A 17062-nucleotide genomic window follows, 5' to 3' on the forward strand; every position below is an offset into this window, starting at 1 on the left:
CCGGGAGGAACAAGCGATGAAGGCACACGACAGCATGTACATCGGCGGCGAGTGGCGGCCCGCCGCGGGCCCCGACACCATCGCCGTCGTCAACCCGGCGACCGAGCAGGTCATCGCGGAGGTCCCGGCGGGCACCGCCGAGGACGTCGACGCCGCCGTACGGGCCGCGCGGGCCGCCTTCCCCGGCTGGGCGGCCACCCCGCCCGCCGAACGCGCGGCCCGTCTCACGGCCCTGCGCGACGCGCTGGCCGCCCGCAAGGACGAGATCGCCGAGACCGTCACCGCCGAACTCGGCTCGCCGCTGCGGCTGTCGAAGGCGGTGCACGCGTCGCTGCCGGTGATCGTCGCCGGGTCGTACGCCGAACTCGCCGCCTCCTACGCCTTCGAGGAGCGGATCGGCAACTCGACGGTGCTGATGGAGCCGGTGGGCGTCGTCGCCGCGATCACCCCCTGGAACTACCCGCTGCACCAGATCGTCGCCAAGGTCGCCCCCGCGCTCGCCGCCGGCTGCACGATCGTTGTCAAGCCCGCCGAGGACACCCCGCTGACCGCGCAACTCTTCGCCGAGGCCGTCCACGAGGCGGGACTGCCCGCGGGTGTCGTCAACGTGGTCACCGGGATCGGCGCCGTGGCCGGGCAGGCGCTCGCCGCGCACGAGGACGTCGACCTGGTCTCCTTCACCGGCTCCACCGCCGTGGGCCGGCGGATCGGCGCCACGGCCGGGGCGGCCGTCAAGCGCGTCGCGCTGGAGCTGGGCGGCAAGTCCGCCAACGTCATCCTGCCGAGCGCCGATCACGCCAGGGCCGTCAAGGCCGGTGTCGCCAACGTGATGACCAACTCCGGCCAGACGTGCAGCGCGTGGACCCGGATGCTGGTCCACACCGACCGGTACGACGAGGTCGTGGAGGCCGCCCGGGCCGCCGTCGCCTCGTACCGCGCGGGCGACCCGCACGACGAACTGTGCCGTCTGGGCCCCGTCGTCAACGCGACGCAGCAGGCCCGGGTGCGCGGCTACATAGAGCAGGGCATCGCCGAGGGCGCCCGGCTGGTCGCCGGCGGGGCCCAACCGCCGCACGACACCGGCTACTTCATCGCCCCGACGGTCTTCGCCGACGTCACCCCGGAGATGAGCATCGCCCAGGAGGAGATCTTCGGCCCCGTCCTGTCCATCCTCCGGTACGAGGACGAGGACGACGCCCTGCGGATCGCCAACGGCACCGTCTACGGCCTCGCCGGCGCCGTCTGGGCGGGCGACGAGAGCGAGGCGGTGGCCTTCGCGCGGCGGATGGACACCGGCCAGGTCGACATCAACGGCGGCCGGTTCAACCCCCTCGCCCCGTTCGGGGGTTACAAGCAGTCGGGCGTCGGCCGGGAACTCGGCCCGCACGGCCTCGCCGAGTACCTTCAGACCAAGTCCCTCCAGTTCTGAGCCGGGAGAGAAACCGATCGTGGTCCGCGCCGCCGTCCTGCCCGCCGTCGGAGCTCCGTTGGAGATCACCGACATCGAACTGCCCGATCCCGGCCCCGGCCGGGTGAGGATCCGCCTGGCCGCCGCCGGGGTCTGCCACTCCGACCTGTCCCTCACCAATGGCACCATGCGCCTGCCGGTCCCCGCCGTCCTCGGCCACGAGGGCGCGGGCACGGTCCTGTCCGTCGGCGAGGGCGTCACCCACGTCGCGCCGGGCGACGGCGCCGTACTCAACTGGGCGCCGTCCTGCGGAGAGTGCCACCACTGCCGGCTCGGCGAAGTCTGGCTCTGCGCCTCGGCGTTGACCGGCGCGAGCGGGATCCACGCCCGTACGGCCGGCGGAACGACGCTCCATCCCGGCCTGAACGTCGCCGCGTTCGCCGAGGAGACGGTCGTCGCCGCCAACTGCGTCCTGCCGGCCCCCGACGGCATCCCGCTCACCGACGCGGCGCTGCTCGGCTGCGCCGTCCTCACCGGATACGGCGCCGTCCACCACTCCGCCCGGGTGCGCGCGGGCGAGACCGTCGTGGTCTTCGGCGTGGGCGGGGTCGGTCTGGCGGTGCTCCAGTCCGCGCGCATCGCCGGGGCGTCGACCGTCGTGGCCGTCGATGTCTCCCCGGAGAAGGAGGAGTTGGCGCGGGCGGCCGGAGCCACGGACTATCTCGTCGCCTCCGCCACCACGGCCAAGGACGTCCGGAAGCTCACCGGTGGGCAGGGCGCGGACGTCGCCGTCGAGTGCGCGGGCCGCGCCGTCACCATCCGCACCGCCTGGGAATCCACCCGCCGGGGCGGCCGGACCACGGTCGTCGGTATCGGCGGCAAGGACCAGCAGGTCACGTTCAACGCGCTGGAGTTGTTCCACTGGGGCCGCACGCTGTCGGGGTGTGTGTACGGCAACTGCGACCCGGTCCGCGATCTGCCGGTCATCGCCGAACATGTCCGGGCCGGCCGCTTCGACCTCGGCTCGCTGGTGACGGAACGGATCACGCTGGACGGGATCCCGGCCGCGTTCGACAACATGGTCGCCGGACGCGGCGGCCGGGCGTTGATCGTCTTCTGAGCGTGCCGGAGCTCAAGGCGCCTCGGGCAGCCGGCCCTTCGGCCGGCGCGGCCGGGAGCGCGCGACCGCCACGCCCGCCAGGCAGAGCACGCCACCGGCGAGCGTGAGCGGGCCGGGGATCTCGTCCAGCAGCAGCCAGGCCATCAGGACGACGATCGCCGGTACCGCGTAGGTCGTGGCTCCCATCCGCGACGCGGTCGTACGGGCCAGGGCGTACGCCCAGGTCGTGAACGCCAGCGCGGTCGGGAAGACGCCCAGATAGACCATGTTGAGCGTCGCGGACAGCGGCGCGTGCGCGGCGTCCTGGACGAGCTGCCCGCCGAAGGGCAGGCAGCCGACCGCCCCGATGAGCGCGCCGTACGTCGTGACCTGCAACGGCGTCGCGTACGCCAGCGTGGGCTTCTGCGCGACGACGCCGCCCGCGTACGCCACCGCCGCCACCAGGCAGAGCACCACGCCGAGTACCGAGGTGGTGCCGCCGCCGGCCATCGACAGGCCGACCACCACGGCGCCGGCGAAGGACACCGCCATGCCGGTGAGCAGCCGGGGCGCCAGTCGCTCGCCCAGCAGGCGGAAGGCGAGCAGCGCCATCAGCAGCGGCGCGATGTTCACGACGAGGGACGCCGTGCCCGCGTCGACCAGCTGCTCGCCCCAGTTGAGGACCACCGAGTAGCCGCCGAACCAGAGCAGTCCCGACACCACGATGCCGGGCCACGCGGCCCGAGGCGGCAGCCCCTCGCGGCGTATCAGCAGGATCGCGACCAGCACCAGCGATCCGGTCAGCAGCCGCCCGAGCGCCAGCGCGCCCGGCGCGTACGCCTCGCCCGCGCTGCGGATGGAGACGAAGGCCGACGCCCAGAGGACGACGGTGACCCCCGCGGCGGCCAGGGCCAGCGGCTGCGCGCGGCCGGTCGCCGGGGTGGACGTGCCTGGAGCGGTCGTCGGTGCGGCCGGGCGCCCCTGGGCGCGCGGACCGGAAGGGTTCGCCATGAGAGCGATGTTAAGCCCTTAACAGTTCGGCTGTCACCGAAGTGTCGAAGGCTCGATCCCGAGGAGCTCGGCCAACGCGCGCTCCCCGGTCGGCGTCACCCGTACCGCCCGCTCCGTACCGATACGCACGCACCACTTCGCCTCCAGGGCGAGCCGGCACAGCCCGGCCCCCGCCACCCCCGCCAGATGGCGCCGGCGCTCGGTCCAGTCCAGACAGGAGCTGACCACCGGGCGCCGGCCGCCGCCGTCCAGCGCGATTCCCCGCTCGCGGAACCACTGCGTGCCCCGCTCGGTGAGGGCGAAGCCCGCGTCGGTGAGCAGCAGTCCACGCCGTGCCATGGAGTCGGTGAGCGCCACCCCGAGCCGGCCGGCGAAATGGTCGTAGCAGGTACGGCCGCGTGCCATGGCGCCGCTCGCCCGCGACGCGAGCACGATGTGCGGACTGTCGCGGCCCGGCATGACATGGGCGGCCAGCGACTCGACCAGTTCGGCGGTGGTGGCGTCGGCCAGCCGCACGTACCGGTGGCGGCCCTGCCGCTCCTCGGTGACCACCCGGGCGGCGATCAGCTTCCCGATGTGCTCGCTGGCGGTGGACGCGGCGACCCCGGCCTCGCGTGCCAGCTCACCCGCCGTCCAGGCGCGCCCGTCGAGCAGCGACAGGCAGAAGACGGCGCGGGTCTCGTCGGCGAGCAGCGCGGCGAAGCCCGCGAGGAGCGCGCCGGGGGACGCCGACGGGGCGGGGAGTGCGAAGGGGTCGGCGCTGGCGTCGGTCGCGCCCGGGGCGGAGGTCTGCGGCATGCCTCCAGGGTGCCTCAAGAACTCTTCGGTGTGGCCCGAACTGTCTGGTACTGCGTGGCCAGCCCGTCGATCAGCGCCCTGAGCCCCGTCTCGAAGGCCCCCTCGTCCACCCGCTGCTGCCGCTCGGCGAGCAGATGGGCCTGGCCGAGGTGCGGATAGTCGGCGGGGTCGTACGCCGTCTCGTCGTCCACGAAACCCCGCGCGAACGAGCCGAGGGCGGAGCCCGTGATGAAGTACCGCATCAACGCGCCGATATGGGTGGCCTGGGTCGGCGGCCACCCCGCCCGTACCATCGCGCCGAAGACCGTGTCGGCCACCCGCAGGCCCGCCGGGCGGCGGCCCGGGCCCTGGGCGAGCACGGGCACGATGTGCGGGTGCGCGGTGAGCGCGGCACGGTAGGAGACGGCGTAGTCGTGCAGCGCGGTGCGCCAGTCCCGTCCGTCGTCCTCGTCGAACATCGACAGGTCGACCTGCGCGCTGACGGAGTCCGCGACGGCGTCCAGGATCTCGTCCTTGTTGCGGAAGTGGTTGTACAGCGACGGTCCGCTGACCCCCAGCTCCGCCGCCAGCCGGCGGGTGGAGACGGCGCCGAGCCCCTCGGCGTCCACGAGCGCGCCCGCGGTCGCGACGATGCGGTCTCTGCTGAGCAGCGGCTTGCGGGGTCGGGCCATGGCGCACATCGTATGGCTGTGGCCCGGCGCCGGGTCGCCGCACGGTGCTGCCACGGTGGGACGGGAGTTCCACCGGAGACCTAAGCGCTTGCTCAGCTTCGGGGTAGGGTGTGCGTTCTGTTGACCGGAAGTGACCGGAAGGGGCGAGAGCGATGCGTGCGGCGGAACGGACGGCCGACGGCGAGGACGTGCCGTGGGGTGAGGTCACCCCCGAGGCGGCCAGAAGGCTGCTCGTCGCCGCCGTGGAGGCGTTCGCCGAACGCGGGTACCACGCCACCACCACCCGCGACATCGCGAGCCGCGCCGGTATGAGCCCGGCGGCGCTCTACATCCACTACAAGACCAAGGAAGAACTGCTCCACCGGATCAGCCGGATCGGCCACGACAAGGCCCTGAAGATCCTCGACGCCGCCGCCGACCGCGACGGCACGGCGGCCGAGCGGCTCACCGACGCGGTCCGCTCGTTCGTCGGCTGGCACGCGGCACGCCACACCACGGCGCGCGTGGTCCAGTACGAACTCGACGCCCTCGCCGACGAACACCGCGCCGAGATCGTCGAACTGCGCAGGCGCAGCGACGCGGCGGTGCGCCGGATCCTCCAGGACGGCGTACGGGACGGGGAGTTCGACGTCCCGGACGTGCCGGGCACCACCGTGGCCGTGATGTCGCTCTGCATCGACGTGGCGCGCTGGTTCAACACGCAGGGCCGCCGGACGCCCGACGAGGTCGGCGCGCTCTACGCCGACCTCGTGCTGCGCATGGTGGTCGCCGGATAGGCCCGTCCGGCGAGCGGGGACGTACTGTCCGGCGGATGGACACCGGTGAGTATTTCCGGCCACCGCACCCCGGTCAGAAGTAGTAGCGGGAGACCGACTCCGCGACGCACACCGGCTTTTCGGCACCTTCGCGCTCCACCGTGACGACGGCGGTGACCTGCACGCCGCCGCCCGTCTCGGCGACCTCCTTCAGCACGGCCGTCGCGCGCACCCGTGAGCCCGAGGGCACGGGGGAGGGGAAACGCACCTTGTTGGCACCGTAGTTGACGCCCATCGTCACGTTCCGGACGGCCAGGATCTGCGGGACGAGCACCGGCAGGAGCGACAGCGTCAGATAGCCGTGCGCGATGGTGGTGCCGAACGGCCCCTTCGCCGCCTGCTCCGGGTCCACATGGATCCACTGGTGGTCGCCGGTGGCCTCGGCGAAGAGATCGATCCGCTTCTGGTCGATCTCCAGCCAGTCGCTGTGCCCCAACCGCTCGCCGACAGCGGCGCGCAGTTCCTCCGCGGATGTGAAGACCCTCGGCTCAGCCATGTCTGTCGATACCTGCCTCTCAAGCGCCGTTCCACGTGCTGTCCCACGTGGTAGCTCACGTACCGTCCGCGCGGTGTCCAAGCGCTTGCTCAGCATGGTGGGGGTCGTCTGTCCTGTCAACGCGTGACACGACGCCCACGTAGGGTCGGTGGCGTGCCGCAGATTCCGGAGAAGATCCATGAACTCACCGTCGGGCAACTGTCGGCGCGCAGCGGCGCCGCGACGTCGGCCCTGCACTTCTACGAGACGAAAGGGCTGATCAGCAGCCGTCGGACCAGCGGCAATCAGCGCCGCTACAGCCGGGACACGCTTCGCCGGGTCGCCTTCGTGCGCGCGGCTCAGCGCGTCGGCATTCCGCTCGCCACCATCAGGGACGCCCTCGCGGAGCTTCCCGAGGGACGTACGCCGAACCATGACGACTGGGCGCGGCTGTCGGAGGCGTGGCGCTCGGAACTCGACGAGCGCATCAAGCAGCTCGGCCGGCTGCGCGACCACCTGACCGACTGCATCGGCTGCGGGTGTCTCTCACTGGAGACGTGCGTACTGTCCAACCCCGGCGACGTGTTCGGCGACCGGATGTCCGGCTCCCGGCTGCTGGCGGAGCGCAGGCGCGCGCCCCGGTAGCCGGTCCCCGCGCCGCGGTCCCGTACGTCGCGGTCGCGGTCCCGTACGTCGCGGTCCCGTCCTTGACCCGTACGTCCTGACGGATCGGCGCGCCCCTGACCGATCCGTGAGCCGTCCGCCGTCATCGGCCCGTCCCGCCCGGTGGCGGGTCAGGCCACCGAGGCCAACTCCCGCTGCCGTACGCGCTTCGCCCGCTCCATGGCCTCGGAGGTGAGAACGGGCCGCGGCACGACAATGCCACAGCCCTTGCACACCGGTCCCGACCACGGAGCCTGCGACAGATCAGGCCGCCAGACGATTCCCTTCTCCGCGCAGACCGGGCACGCGCCGCCCGGTCCCGACTCCAGCCCGGCGATCAGCCGGCGCAACACCTCGGCCAGGGGCTCCGACGGATGGACGGCCGGGTCGTCGCACCGCGCCACCCCGTTGCCGCCCCAGGTCCTGCGGTGCCAGTCGTCGAACGTGCCCGGTCTTCTCAGCCCGTCGTGCTTCTCGCGCTTACGGCGCTTGGCGAACTGTGTCTCGTACGCCAGCCAGACGGCCCGCGCCTCTTCCAACTCGTCGAGCGCGGCCATCAGCCGCGCCGGATCGGGGGCTCTGTCCTCCGGCTCGATGTCGTGCCGTTCACAGAGATGGTCCCAGGTTGCTCGATGCCCATAAGGGGCAAACCGCTCAAGGCACTTACGCAGTGAGTACCGGCGTAGTGCCAGGTCACATCGGGGATCGCGCACCTGTCTCGCGAGGCTCCGGAATCCGGCCATCGCCTGCCACCTCCGTGGTTGCTGCATCGGCGTCATCCAATAGACGTACGCGTGCCCGATCCGGCTCCATCGAAAATGCGATGGCGGCCATCAGGCGGGTTTTCACCCCTGAGGGCCCCCATCGGCCCCGCTCAGCGGTACTGGAGGTACCGCTCACGCGTCGTTCGGAACGCCGCGAGTTCGCCGCGCCAGGCGCCGACCACCTCGTCCGTGTCCGCGCCCGCGTCAATCAATGTGCGTACGGAGGTGGATCCGGTCAGCTTGTCGATCCAGTTGTCCTCACGCCAGGCGAAGCCGCTCCACGTCCTCTTCGCCGTCACCAGCAGCGCGATGCCGGTGCGCACCGGGTCGAACGACTCCCGGTCGTGGACGTGCAGTTGGACCCCGCCGACCGTCCTGCCCTGGAACTTGGAGAACGTCGGCGCGAAGTACGCCTCACGGAAGCGCACCCCGCTCAGCCCCTCGGCGTCGGCGGCCTCGGCCCACGCCCGGTCGATGCCCTCGGCGCCCAGCAGTTCGAACGGGCGGGTCGTCCCGCGGCCCTCGGAGAGGTTGGTGCCCTCGAAGAGACAGGTGCCCGAGTAGACCAACGCGGTCTCCGGCGTCGGCATGTTGGGGCTCGGCGGGACCCAGGGCAGGCCGGTCCCGTCGAAGAAGTCGGAGCGGCGCCAGCCGGACATCCTGACGATGTCCAGCCCCTCCACCGGCTTGGCGAGGAACTCGCCGTTGAACAGCAGTGCCAGTTCGGCGACGGTCATCCCGTGCGCCTGCGCGATCGGCTTGCGGCCGACGAACGTCGCGAACTCCGGACGCAGGACCGGTCCGAGTGCCGCCCGCCCGGTGACGGGGTTGGGGCGGTCGAGCACGACGAAGCGCTTGCCCGCGAGGGCCGCCGCCTCCATGCAGTCGTACAGCGTCCAGATGTAGGTGTAGAAGCGGGCGCCCGCGTCCTGGATGTCGAAGACGACCGTGTCGACGCCGGACTCGGTGAAGATGTCGGCGAGCCGCTGCCCGCTGGTCTGGTACGTGTCGTACACCGGCAGCCCGGTGGCCGGGTCGTCGTACCTGCCCTCGGAGCCGCCGGCCTGGGCCGTGCCCCGGAAGCCGTGCTCGGGGCCGAAGACGGCCGTCAGCTCGACGCGTTCGTCCGGGTGCATGACGTCGACGATGTGCCGTACGTCCCGCGTGACGCCGGTCGGGTTGGTGACGACACCGACCCGCCGGCCGGCGAGCAGCCGGTAGCCGTCGGCCGCGAGCCGGTCGAAGCCGGTACGGACCCGCCCGCCGTCACCGCCCCGGTCCCGGCCCGCCGCGACGGCCGGAGCCCCGGCCGCGCCCACCACGCTCGCCGCCCCCGCGGCTCCCACCGCGCCGCTCGCCGCGAGCAAACCCCGCCTGGACAGGCTCATTCGGCCACCTCCGTGATCACACGCTCCGTCATGGCCACGGACTCTAGTGCGGCGACCGCCGGGGTTCACGGGCCCGGACGCGGCGAAGACGTGCCCGTTCCGGCCGCGCCCTTCCGCCGCGACATACCGACTGGTTAGTCTGCCGGGGTCGAGCGGTGTGTGCCGCGGTGAACCGGAGAGGCAGGTCCGATGAGTACGGTGCGGGGCGCGCGAGTGGTGGTCACGGGAGCCGGTGGCGGTATCGGTGCCGCGCTCGCCCGCAGATTCGTCGCCGGGGGCGCCCGCGTGGTCGTCAACGACCTCGACGCCGTCAAGGCCCATGCCGTCGCCGGGGAGATCGGCGCCTTCGCCGCCGTACCGGGCGACGCCTCCGCCGTGGTCAACCAGGCGCGCGACGCGCTCGGCGGGGCCGTCGACATCTACTGCGCCAACGCGGGCGTCGGCTCGGCCGGGGACGCCTTCGCCGACGAGGACGTCTGGGCGTCGGCCTGGGACGTCAACGTGATGGCGCACGTACGCGCCTCCCGGATCCTGCTGCCCGACTGGCTGGAGCGCGGCACGGGCCGGTTCGTCTCCACCGTCTCCGCCGCCGGACTGCTCACGATGATCGGCGCGGCGCCGTACAGCGTCACCAAGCACGGCGCCCTCGCCTACGCCGAATGGCTCTCGCTGACCTACCGCCACCGCGGCCTCAAGGTCCACGCGATCTGCCCGCAGGGAGTGCGTACGGAGATGCTGACGGCCTCCGGATCGGCGGGCGACCTCGTACTGGCCCCGACGGCGATCGAGCCCGACGACGTCGCCGACGCGCTGTTCGACGCGATGGACGAGGACCGGTTCCTGGTGCTGCCGCACGCCGAGGTGGCGGACTACTACCGGGCACGGTCGAGCGCCCCCGACCGGTGGCTGACCAGCATGAACCAGATCCAGCAGAAATGGGAAGGAGCCGGGCGATGACGGCGCTCACCTACGCGGACAAACCCTGGGTCGCCCAGCTCACCGAGGCCCAGGCGTCCGTCTCCGTCGGCGAGCAGGGCGAGATCGCCGTACGCGGCCCCCAGGTCGTCTCCGGCTACCGGCGGCAGCCCGCCGCCACCGCCGAGACCTTCCCCGACGGGTGAACTGCGCACCGGCGACATCGGCTTCATGGACACCGACGGCCGGCTCCATGTCGTGGACCGCGAGAAGGACATGATCAACGCCGCCGGCTTCAAGGTCTGGCCGCGCGAGGTCGAGGACGTCCTCCACACACACCCCGCGGTGCGCGAGGCGGCGGTGGCCGGCATCCCCGACGCCTACCGCGGGGAGAGCGTGAAGGCCTACGTCAGCCTCCGGCCGGGGACGGCGGCCGACCCCGCCGAGCTGGCCGCGTACTGCGAGGAACGACTCGCCGCGTACAAATATCCACGCCGGGTGGAGGTCCTGCCGGAGCTGCCCAAGACCGCGAGTGGGAAGATCCTGAGGCGGGAACTGCGTTCACGCCGGGAGACGGCGGCGGACACCACGGTGGCGGACCCCGCGGGGAGCTGAGAGAGAGGCAGGCGGCGACAGTGGCCAGAACGACGGACGGGAACGGCACGCCCGTACCCCAGCGACTACTGGCCGCCGCCACCCGGCTCTTCGCCGAGCAGGGCTACGGCAGCACATCGGTCCAGGAGATCGTGGAGGCGGCGGGCGTCACCAAGGGTGCGCTCTACCACTACTTCGGCTCCAAGGAGGACCTCCTCCAGGAGGTGTACGCGCGGGTGCTCCGCCTCCAGCAGGAGCGGCTGGACGCCTTCGCCGACGCCGACGAGCCCGTGGAGCGGCGGCTGCGCGCGGCGGCGGCCGACGTGGTCGTGACCACCATCGACAACCTGGACGACGCGGCGATCTTCTTCCGCTCGATGCACCATCTGAGCCCGGAGAAGAACAAGCAGGTACGGGCCGAGCGGCGGCGCTACCACGAGCGGTTCCGCGCCCTGGTCGAAGAGGGCCAGCGCAGCGGGGTGTTCACCTCCGCCACACCCTCCGACCTGGTGGTGGACTACCACTTCGGCTCGGTCCACCACCTCTCCACCTGGTACCGCCCGGACGGCCCGCTCACCCCGCAGCAGGTCGCCGACCACCTCGCGGACCTGCTGCTGCGCGCGCTGCGCCCGTAGGGGGAGGGGCCCGGACGAAGGGTCCACCGGGCGCGACCCGGTGGACCCGTCCGCGCGGCGCTACAGGTACTTCTTCAACTCCCGCCGCGCCAGCGACCGTTGGTGCACCTCGTCCGGCCCGTCCGCCAGCCGCAGCGTCCGCGCCGCCGCCCACAGCTCCGCCAGCGGGTAGTCCTGGCTCACCCCGCCGGCGCCGTGCAGCTGCACCGCGCTGTCGATGATGTCGACCACCGCGCGCGGGGTCGCGATCTTGATGGCCTGGATCTCCGTGTGCGCGCCCCGGTTGCCGACCGTGTCCATCAGCCAGGCCGTCTTGAGCACCAGCAGCCGCAGCTGCTCGACCGTCACCCGCGCGTCGGCGATCCAGTTCTGGACCACGCCCTGCTGGGCGATGGTCTTGCCGAAGGCCGTACGGGACACCGCCCGCCGGCACATCAGCTCGATGGCGCGCTCGGCCATGCCGATCAGCCGCATGCAGTGGTGGATCCGGCCGGGGCCCAGCCGGGCCTGGGCGATGGCGAAGCCGCCGCCCTCCTCGCCGATCAGATTCGCCGCCGGGACACGGACGTCCGAGAAGGACACCTCGGCGTGGCCGCCGTGGGAGTGGTCCTCGTAGCCGTACACGCTCATCGCGCGCTCGACGGTGAGGCCGGGGGTGTCGCGCGGGACGAGGATCATCGACTGCTGGCGGCGGGTGTCGGCGCCGTCCGGGTCGGTCTTGCCCATCACGATGAAGATCCGGCACTCCGGGTTCATCGCCCCGGAGATGTACCACTTGCGACCGTTGAGCACGTAGTCGTCACCGGCGCGCTCGATCCGGGTCCGGATGTTCGTCGCGTCGGACGAGGCGACCTCCGGCTCGGTCATCGCGAACGCCGAGCGGATCTCCCCCGCGAGCAGCGGCTCCAGCCAGCGCTTCTTCTGGTCGTCGCTGCCGAACTGGGCCAGGACTTCCATGTTTCCGGTGTCGGGCGCGGCGCAGTTGAGCGCCGTCGGGGCCAACTGCGGGCTGTGACCGGTGATTTCGGCGAGCGGCGCGTACTGGAGGTTGGTCAGCCCGGCGCCGTGTTCCGCGTCCGGGAGGAACAGGTTCCACAGCCCCCGTTCGCGGGCCTCGGCCTTCAGCTCCCCGACGATCGCCGGGGTGTCCCAGGGGTCGGCCAGCCGGGCCCGCTGCTCATGGGCGACGGCCTCGGCGGGGCGGATGCGCTCGTCCATGAACTCCAGCAGCCTGGTGCGGAGTTCCTCGGTACGGGCGTCGAATGCGAAGTCCATGGGTGCGGGTCAGCCTTCCTGCAGAGTGGTGAGGCCGTGCTCGATGAAGACGGGGACGAGATCCCCGATGCGCTCGAATCCGCCGCCGACCGTCTGGCCCAGCGTGTAGCGGTAGTGGATGCCTTCGAGGATGACCGCGAGCTTGAACCAGGCGAAGGCGGTGTACCAGGCGATCGCCGAGGTGTCACGGCCCGATCCGGCGGCGTAGCGCGCGATCAGCTCGGCCGGGGAGGGGTGTCCGGCCGCGCCGGCGGTCGTACTGATCGGGGAGCCGGGAATCTCCAGCGGCGCGCTGTACATCACCAGCAGGCCGAGGTCGGTCAGCGGATCGCCGAGCGTGGACATCTCCCAGTCCAGCACGGCCGTGATGCGGTCGTCGTCGCCGATCAGGACGTTGTCGAGCCGGTAGTCGCCGTGAATGACCGTCGGCGGGGGGGAGTCGGGGAGCGAGCGGCCGAGAGCCGCGTGCAACTCGTCGACGCCGGGCAGGTCCCGGTCGCGTGAGGCGTCCAACTGTTTGCCCCAGCGGCGCAGTTGGCGGTCGAGGAAGCCCTCGGGCCGGCCGAAGTCGGCGAGGCCCACCGCCGAGGGGTCGACCGCGTGCAGTTCGACGAGGGTGTCGACGAGGCCGAGGAGCGCGGTGCGGGTCCGCCCGGGACCGAGGGGCACGAGCTGTTCGGCCGTACGGTACGGCGTCCCCGTCACGTACTCCATCACGTAGAAGGGCGCCCCGAGCACGTCGGGGTCCTCGCACAGCAGCAGGGGCTCGGGCACCGGTACGGCGGTCGGGTGCAGCGCGCTGATCACCCGGAACTCGCGCTTCATGTCGTGCGCCGTGGCGAGGACATGGCCGAGCGGGGGCCTGCGGACGACCCAGTCGTGGGCGCCGTCGGTGACGAGATACGTCAGGTTCGACCGGCCGCCCTCGATCAGCCGGGCGCTCAGCGGTCCGCTCACCAGACCGGGGCGCTCGCGGTCGAGGTGGCCGCGCAGCCGCTCCGGGTCGAGTCCTGGCGGGGGACTGGCGCTCATCGGTCGTACCTCCATGGGCGGGCGGGGGCGGTGGAAAGCCTTCGCCGTTCATGATGCCGACCAGTCGGTATGCCGTCCAGTGCGTGACGGGAAACCGCCCGGGGGTGTGGCGGGATCGTTGGGTGGGACCGGATCGTCGGGTGTGGCGGGATCGGTGCGCCGGGTCCGGGGAGCCGGACCCGGCCGGGTGCGTCCTCGGTGCGCGTCTGCCGGGTACGTCCGGATCAGTGGTCGTCCCAGTGGCCCTCGTGGGCGGCGTGCCGGTGGCCGTCGTGGACGTAGTCCTTGTGGTCGCCGTGGGCGACGGCGGGGTGCCCGCAGCCCTCGCCGTGCTGGTGGGGGTGGCCCTCGTGGACCACATGGGCGACGGGCTCGCACTCGTCCCAGTGCTCGACGTGCTTGCGGTGCAGATGACCGTCGTGCGCGTAGTCGACATGGTCGCCGTGCCGCACCTCGGTGTGGCCGCAGGTCGGTCCGTGGGCGTGCTCGTGCGTGGGGTGTTCCTGGTGAAGAGGCTTCATGATGTGCACCTTTGTCAGTTTCGGTGGCGATTTGCGAGGCCGGTCGGGACGCTACCAGTCCTGTCCGTGATGGCCGGTAGGTCCGGTTCGCGTCCCGTGAATCGCCGACCCCCTCAGAGCACGGTCACGCCGAACGCCGCCAGGCAGACCACGCACACCGCCGCCGCGACCCCCGCGCGCACCGGCAGCGCGCGCGGCTCCGCCGTGTTCAGCGCCACCATCCGCCGGTGCGCCACCCACAGGAACGCCAGCCATACGAGCGCGCTCAGCGCCGCCGCGACCACCCCCGCGACCGTCACGTCGTCCCGGACGACCTGCCGGCCCGCGAGCACCGCCACGACCGTGTACGTCAGCGTCGTACGCCGCCAGGCCAGCCGGGTCCGCTCCGGCTGGAGGCCCGGGTCCCGCGTGGCGCCAACCGGCGGCGGGCTCCCCATCAGCGACTCCCGTCCGCCAGCACCACGACCAGCATGATCACGGCGACGGCCGCCACCGACAGACCCAGCAGCGTCGGGAACGGCGTCACCGGCAGATCCTCACCCCGGCGCATCGCCCGCTCGCTGCGCACCCACTGGCTGATCGCCCGCAGCGCGCTGAGCGCGCCGATGGCGAAGAGCACCACCGCCAGCCCCACCCGGACACCCCAGCGCAGATCCGGCAGGAACTGGTCGACCGCGAATCCGCCGCCCACCAGGGCGAGCGAGGTACGGATCCAGGCGAGGAACGTGCGCTCGTTGGCGAGCGAGAAACGGTAGTCGGGGGTCGTGCCCTCGTCACTGATCCGCCGGGGCGCGAACCACAGGCGCAGGCTCCGCACAAAGTCGATCACCCGTCGCACCCTACGCATCCGACGCGCGGGCCGCCTTCAGCCGCTCGTACGCCGCCAGGCCGTCCGGTGTCCACAGACGCCCACCGCCGGCGGCGCTCTCCGTCAGCCACCGCTCCAGCTCCTCCTCCGTAAGGAAGGCGTGCCAGTCGATCTCCTCCACCTGCGGGGCGACCGGCAGCACGCAGCGGACCTCGTAGACCCGCGACCACCACGACATCGGGCCGTCCTCGGGCTGGTACAGGAACGTGAACACCGGTACGGGGCGCGGCAGGCCCCTCACTCCCAGCTCCTCCTCGGCCTCGCGCAGCGCCGCCTCGTCGTACGTCTCGCCGGCACCGACCACACCGCCCACGAACATGTCGTAGCGGGACGGGAAGACGGTCTTGGTCGCCGTTCTGCGGTGGACGAAGACCCGGTCGTCGGCGTCGCGCGCGAGGATGAACACGCAACGGTGCCGCAAGCCCTTCGCGTACGCCTCGCCGCGCGGGGCCTGCCCTACGACGTGGTCGTGCTCGTCCACGATGTCGATGATCTCGTCGTAGCTGCTCATGCGGGACAGCCTGGCACGCACGGCCGGTTGACTCGTTACCGGCCCGTACGGAAGATCGGACCACCTCAGTCGCCCCGAGAAGGTGGGAACCCATGGCGTACGACGCTGATGTGATCGTGATCGGCGCGGGACTGGCCGGTCTGGTCGCCACCGCCGAACTCGTCGACGCCGGGCGGTCGGTCATCCTGGTCGACCAGGAGCCCGAGGGGTCCATCGGCGGGCAGGCGCACTGGTCCTTCGGCGGGCTGTTCCTCGTGGACTCGCCCGAGCAGCGGCGGCTGCGCGTCAAGGACAGCCGCGACCTCGCGCTCCAGGACTGGCTCGGCACGGCCGGCTTCGACCGTGAGGAGGACCACTGGCCGCGCAAGTGGGCGGAGGCGTACGTCGACTTCGCCGCCGGGGAGAAGCGGTCCTGGCTGCGGGAGCGGGGCGTGCGGTTCTTCCCGGTCGTCGGCTGGGCCGAGCGCGGCGGCTACGGCGCGCGCGGGCACGGCAACTCGGTGCCGCGCTTCCACATCACCTGGGGGACCGGCCCCGGTGTCGTCGAGCCGTTCGAGCGGAAGGTGCGCGAAGGCGTCGCCAAGGGGCTCGTGACGTTCCGCTTCCGCCACCGGGTCACCGGGCTCGGCGCCACGGCCGGCGCCGTCGACACCGTGACCGGCGAGGTGCTGGAGCCGAGCGACGCCGAACGCGGCACGGCCAGCAGCCGCGTGACGGCGGGCGCGTTCGCACTCAGGGCGCAGGCCGTGATCGTGACGTCCGGCGGTATCGGCGGCAATCACGACCTCGTACGCGCCCAGTGGCCGCAGCGCCTCGGCACCCCGCCCGAGAAGATGCTCTCCGGCGTGCCCGCCCATGTCGACGGTCTGATGCTCGGTATCACCGAGCGGGCCGGCGCCCACCACATCAACCAGGACCGGATGTGGCACTACACGGAGGGCATCGGGAACTGGAACCCGATCTGGGCGAAGCACGGCATCCGGATCCTGCCGGGGCCCTCGTCGCTCTGGCTCGACGCGCGCGGGAGGCGGCTGCCGGTGCCGCTGTTCCCCGGCTTCGACACGCTCGGGACGCTGGACCACATCATGCACTCGGGCCACGACTACACCTGGTTCGTCCTCAACCAGCGCATCATCGGCAAGGAGTTCGCCCTCTCGGGCTCCGAGCAGAACCCGGACCTGACCGGCAGGTCCGTCCGTGACGTGATCAACCGGGCGCGGCTGGACGTGCCGGGACCGGTGAAGGCGTTCATGGACAACGGCGAGGACTTCGTCGTGGAGAAGGACCTGGCCTCGCTCGTCCGGGGCATGAACGCGCTCACCGAGAAGCCGCTGATCGACGAGGCCGAGCTGCGCCGGGAGATCACCGCCCGCGACCGGGAGGTCGCGAACCCGTTCACCAAGGACCTCCAGATGACGGCCGTGCGAGGGGCGCGCGCGTATCTGGGCGACAAGCTGATCCGTACGGTGGCGCCGCACCGGATCCTCGACCCCAAGGCCGGCCCGCTGATCGCCGTACGGCTGCGCATCCTGACCCGCAAGTCGCTCGGCGGGCTGGAGACCGACCTGTCGTCGCGCGTGCTGACGGGGGACGGCACGCCGCTGGCGGGGGTGTACGCG

Annotated in this window: 19 protein-coding genes and 1 pseudogene; 8 read left to right on the plus strand and 12 right to left on the minus strand. The window is 72.1% G+C overall.

All coding sequences use genetic code 11. The annotated features are described in order from the left end of the window. Positions 1 to 16 precede the first annotated feature (16 nt). Together P3L51_RS15040 and P3L51_RS15045 are read left to right on the plus strand one after the other, a co-directional pair. Complete coding sequence (locus P3L51_RS15040; RefSeq protein WP_354605708.1) at positions 17 to 1429, plus strand: aldehyde dehydrogenase family protein; 1413 nt, start codon at positions 17 to 19, stop codon at positions 1427 to 1429. A 19-nt stretch (positions 1430 to 1448) separates the two neighbouring features. After that, positions 1449 to 2528, plus strand: coding sequence for a Zn-dependent alcohol dehydrogenase (locus tag P3L51_RS15045; protein WP_354605709.1), 1080 nt, complete (start codon positions 1449 to 1451; stop codon positions 2526 to 2528). Between the two features lie 12 nt (positions 2529 to 2540). Here the strand turns inward: P3L51_RS15045 and P3L51_RS15050 are convergent, their stop codons facing one another. Genes P3L51_RS15050 through P3L51_RS15060 form a run of 3 tightly spaced genes read right to left on the minus strand, consistent with a single transcriptional unit; the run spans position 2541 to position 4987 of the window. Further along, positions 2541 to 3518, minus strand: coding sequence for a DMT family transporter (locus P3L51_RS15050; RefSeq protein WP_354605710.1), 978 nt, complete (start codon positions 3516 to 3518; stop codon positions 2541 to 2543). A gap of 33 nt (positions 3519 to 3551) precedes the next feature. Beyond that, the gene (locus P3L51_RS15055; RefSeq protein WP_354605711.1) at positions 3552 to 4316 is read right to left on the minus strand and encodes an ArsR/SmtB family transcription factor; all 765 of its coding nucleotides are present in this window, start codon (positions 4314 to 4316) and stop codon (positions 3552 to 3554) included. 14 nt (positions 4317 to 4330) lie between these two features. Further along, positions 4331 to 4987, minus strand: a complete 657-nt coding sequence (locus P3L51_RS15060) for a TetR/AcrR family transcriptional regulator (protein WP_354605712.1) — start codon at positions 4985 to 4987, stop codon at positions 4331 to 4333. A gap of 152 nt (positions 4988 to 5139) precedes the next feature. Between P3L51_RS15060 and P3L51_RS15065 the strand changes: the two genes are divergently transcribed. After that, positions 5140 to 5763, plus strand: coding sequence for a TetR/AcrR family transcriptional regulator (locus P3L51_RS15065; protein ID WP_354605713.1), 624 nt, complete (start codon positions 5140 to 5142; stop codon positions 5761 to 5763). Between the two features lie 73 nt (positions 5764 to 5836). Here the strand turns inward: P3L51_RS15065 and P3L51_RS15070 are convergent, their stop codons facing one another. Further along, positions 5837 to 6298 (minus strand): MaoC family dehydratase, encoded by a 462-nt coding sequence (locus tag P3L51_RS15070; protein WP_354605714.1) that lies wholly within the window; start codon positions 6296 to 6298, stop codon positions 5837 to 5839. Positions 6299 to 6451: 153 nt separating this feature from the next. On the opposite strand from P3L51_RS15070, the gene soxR reads away from it, so the two are divergent. Beyond that, positions 6452 to 6922, plus strand: coding sequence for a redox-sensitive transcriptional activator SoxR (soxR, locus tag P3L51_RS15075; protein ID WP_354605715.1), 471 nt, complete (start codon positions 6452 to 6454; stop codon positions 6920 to 6922). A gap of 149 nt (positions 6923 to 7071) precedes the next feature. Here the strand turns inward: soxR and P3L51_RS15080 are convergent, their stop codons facing one another. Together P3L51_RS15080 and P3L51_RS15085 are read right to left on the minus strand one after the other, a co-directional pair. Then, positions 7072 to 7683, minus strand: coding sequence for a hypothetical protein (locus P3L51_RS15080; RefSeq protein WP_354605716.1), 612 nt, complete (start codon positions 7681 to 7683; stop codon positions 7072 to 7074). A gap of 131 nt (positions 7684 to 7814) precedes the next feature. Then, on the minus strand, positions 7815 to 9092 hold the full coding sequence (locus tag P3L51_RS15085) for an exo-beta-N-acetylmuramidase NamZ family protein (protein ID WP_354605717.1): 1278 nt from the start codon (positions 9090 to 9092) through the stop codon (positions 7815 to 7817). A gap of 189 nt (positions 9093 to 9281) precedes the next feature. On the opposite strand from P3L51_RS15085, the gene P3L51_RS15090 reads away from it, so the two are divergent. The 3 genes and pseudogenes from P3L51_RS15090 (at position 9282) to P3L51_RS15100 (ending at position 11236) form a co-directional block, all read left to right on the plus strand. Further along, entirely contained in the window at positions 9282 to 10049 is a 768-nt protein-coding gene (locus tag P3L51_RS15090; protein ID WP_354605718.1) for an SDR family oxidoreductase, read from the plus strand. A 59-nt stretch (positions 10050 to 10108) separates the two neighbouring features. Beyond that, a pseudogene (locus P3L51_RS15095) lies at positions 10109 to 10622 on the plus strand (AMP-binding enzyme); the annotation flags it as partial. Positions 10623 to 10642: 20 nt separating this feature from the next. Next, complete coding sequence (locus P3L51_RS15100; RefSeq protein ID WP_329032471.1) at positions 10643 to 11236, plus strand: TetR/AcrR family transcriptional regulator; 594 nt, start codon at positions 10643 to 10645, stop codon at positions 11234 to 11236. 60 nt (positions 11237 to 11296) lie between these two features. Here the strand turns inward: P3L51_RS15100 and P3L51_RS15105 are convergent, their stop codons facing one another. The 6 genes from P3L51_RS15105 to P3L51_RS15130 all read right to left on the minus strand — a co-directional run bounded on the left by P3L51_RS15105 (position 11297) and on the right by P3L51_RS15130 (position 15443). Continuing rightward, complete coding sequence (locus P3L51_RS15105; RefSeq protein WP_354605719.1) at positions 11297 to 12511, minus strand: acyl-CoA dehydrogenase family protein; 1215 nt, start codon at positions 12509 to 12511, stop codon at positions 11297 to 11299. A 9-nt stretch (positions 12512 to 12520) separates the two neighbouring features. Continuing rightward, positions 12521 to 13543, minus strand: coding sequence for a phosphotransferase family protein (locus P3L51_RS15110; protein WP_354605720.1), 1023 nt, complete (start codon positions 13541 to 13543; stop codon positions 12521 to 12523). Positions 13544 to 13767: 224 nt separating this feature from the next. Beyond that, entirely contained in the window at positions 13768 to 14064 is a 297-nt protein-coding gene (locus tag P3L51_RS15115; RefSeq protein WP_354605721.1) for a hypothetical protein, read from the minus strand. A gap of 113 nt (positions 14065 to 14177) precedes the next feature. Continuing rightward, positions 14178 to 14501, minus strand: coding sequence for a DUF202 domain-containing protein (locus P3L51_RS15120; RefSeq protein ID WP_354605722.1), 324 nt, complete (start codon positions 14499 to 14501; stop codon positions 14178 to 14180). Then, entirely contained in the window at positions 14501 to 14893 is a 393-nt protein-coding gene (locus P3L51_RS15125; protein WP_354605723.1) for a YidH family protein, read from the minus strand. The genes P3L51_RS15120 and P3L51_RS15125 overlap by 1 nt, the downstream gene beginning before the upstream one ends. A 10-nt stretch (positions 14894 to 14903) precedes the next feature. Then, entirely contained in the window at positions 14904 to 15443 is a 540-nt protein-coding gene (locus tag P3L51_RS15130) for an NUDIX domain-containing protein (RefSeq protein ID WP_354605724.1), read from the minus strand. A 92-nt stretch (positions 15444 to 15535) separates the two neighbouring features. Here P3L51_RS15130 and P3L51_RS15135 point away from each other — a divergent pair. Continuing rightward, on the plus strand, positions 15536 to 17062 hold a 1527-nt coding region (locus P3L51_RS15135), incomplete at its 3' end, for an FAD-binding dehydrogenase (RefSeq protein ID WP_354605725.1).

The sequence above is a fragment of the Streptomyces panacea genome, assembly GCF_040560175.1.
Classification (GTDB): domain Bacteria; phylum Actinomycetota; class Actinomycetes; order Streptomycetales; family Streptomycetaceae; genus Streptomyces; species Streptomyces panacea.

Coding starts and splice junctions, on each gene's coding strand:
- P3L51_RS15120 (WP_354605722.1), bottom strand. CDS start 14,501: ATGGGGAGCCCGCCGCCGGTTGGCGCCACGCGGGACCCGGGCCTCCAG.
- P3L51_RS15130 (WP_354605724.1), bottom strand. CDS start 15,443: ATGAGCAGCTACGACGAGATCATCGACATCGTGGACGAGCACGACCAC.
- P3L51_RS15060 (WP_354605712.1), bottom strand. CDS start 4,987: ATGGCCCGACCCCGCAAGCCGCTGCTCAGCAGAGACCGCATCGTCGCG.
- P3L51_RS15055 (WP_354605711.1), bottom strand. CDS start 4,316: ATGCCGCAGACCTCCGCCCCGGGCGCGACCGACGCCAGCGCCGACCCC.
- P3L51_RS15070 (WP_354605714.1), bottom strand. CDS start 6,298: ATGGCTGAGCCGAGGGTCTTCACATCCGCGGAGGAACTGCGCGCCGCT.
- P3L51_RS15105 (WP_354605719.1), bottom strand. CDS start 12,511: ATGGACTTCGCATTCGACGCCCGTACCGAGGAACTCCGCACCAGGCTG.
- P3L51_RS15080 (WP_354605716.1), bottom strand. CDS start 7,683: ATGGCCGGATTCCGGAGCCTCGCGAGACAGGTGCGCGATCCCCGATGT.
- P3L51_RS15065 (WP_354605713.1), top strand. CDS start 5,140: ATGCGTGCGGCGGAACGGACGGCCGACGGCGAGGACGTGCCGTGGGGT.
- P3L51_RS15115 (WP_354605721.1), bottom strand. CDS start 14,064: ATGAAGCCTCTTCACCAGGAACACCCCACGCACGAGCACGCCCACGGA.
- P3L51_RS15050 (WP_354605710.1), bottom strand. CDS start 3,518: ATGGCGAACCCTTCCGGTCCGCGCGCCCAGGGGCGCCCGGCCGCACCG.
- P3L51_RS15110 (WP_354605720.1), bottom strand. CDS start 13,543: ATGAGCGCCAGTCCCCCGCCAGGACTCGACCCGGAGCGGCTGCGCGGC.
- P3L51_RS15085 (WP_354605717.1), bottom strand. CDS start 9,092: ATGAGCCTGTCCAGGCGGGGTTTGCTCGCGGCGAGCGGCGCGGTGGGA.
- P3L51_RS15090 (WP_354605718.1), top strand. CDS start 9,282: ATGAGTACGGTGCGGGGCGCGCGAGTGGTGGTCACGGGAGCCGGTGGC.
- P3L51_RS15040 (WP_354605708.1), top strand. CDS start 17: ATGAAGGCACACGACAGCATGTACATCGGCGGCGAGTGGCGGCCCGCC.